A 1,020-nucleotide genomic window follows, 5' to 3' on the forward strand; every position below is an offset into this window, starting at 1 on the left:
ACGTTAGAACATCAAACATACAAGGGTGGTATTTCAAGGATGGCTCCACGGCAACTGGCGTCACCGCTTCACAGCCTCCCACCTATCCTACACATGTAGGGTCAATGTTCAGTGCCAAGCTATAGTAAAGGTTCACGGGGTCTTTCCGTCTAGCCGCGGGTATACGGCATCTTCACCGCAAATTCAATTTCACTGAGTCTCGGGTGGAGACAGCGTGGCCATGATTACACCATTCGTGCAGGTCGGAACTTACCCGACAAGGAATTTCGCTACCTTAGGACCGTTATAGTTACGGCCGCCGTTTACCGGGGCTTCGATCAAGAGCTTCACCTTGCGGCTAACCCCATCAATTAACCTTCCGGCACCGGGCAGGTGTCACACCGTATACGTCCTCTTGCGAGTTTGCACAGTGCTGTGTTTTTGATAAACAGTTCCAGCCACCTGGTCACTGCGACTGGCCCAAGCTCCATCCGCAAGGGACTTCACTCGCTCCAGCGTACCTTCTCCCGAAGTTACGGTACTATTTTGCCTAGTTCCTTCACCCGAGTTCTCTCAAGCGCCTTGGTATTCTCTACCCGACCACCTGTGTCGGTTTGGGGTACGATTCACGTGTATCTGAAGCTTAGAGGCTTTTCCTGGAAGCAGGGCATCAATGACTTCGCCACCGTAGTGACTTCGTCTCGGGTCTCAGCATTAAGCGTCCGGATTTACCTAAACACTCTGCCTACGCCCTTTCACCAGGACAACCAACGCCCGGCTCATCTAGCCTTCTCCGTCCCCCCATCGCAATACACGTCAGTACGGGAATATTAACCCGTTTCCCATCGACTACGCGTTTCCGCCTCGCCTTAGGGGTCGACTCACCCTGCCCCGATTAACGTTGGACAGGAACCCTTGGTCTTCCGGCGTGGGGGTTTTTCACCCCCATTATCGTTACTCATGTCAGCATTCGCACTTCTGATATCTCCAGCATGCTTCACAACACACCTTCGCAGACTTACAGAACGCTCCCCTACCACG

Annotated in this window: 1 rRNA gene; it reads right to left on the minus strand. The window is 53.2% G+C overall.

The features are described 5' to 3' along the window. Positions 1 to 1,020: ribosomal RNA gene (locus HNR62_RS16080) — 23S ribosomal RNA — on the minus strand; the annotation flags it as partial.

The organism is Oceanisphaera litoralis (genome assembly GCF_016907015.1).
Classification (GTDB): domain Bacteria; phylum Pseudomonadota; class Gammaproteobacteria; order Enterobacterales; family Aeromonadaceae; genus Oceanimonas; species Oceanimonas litoralis.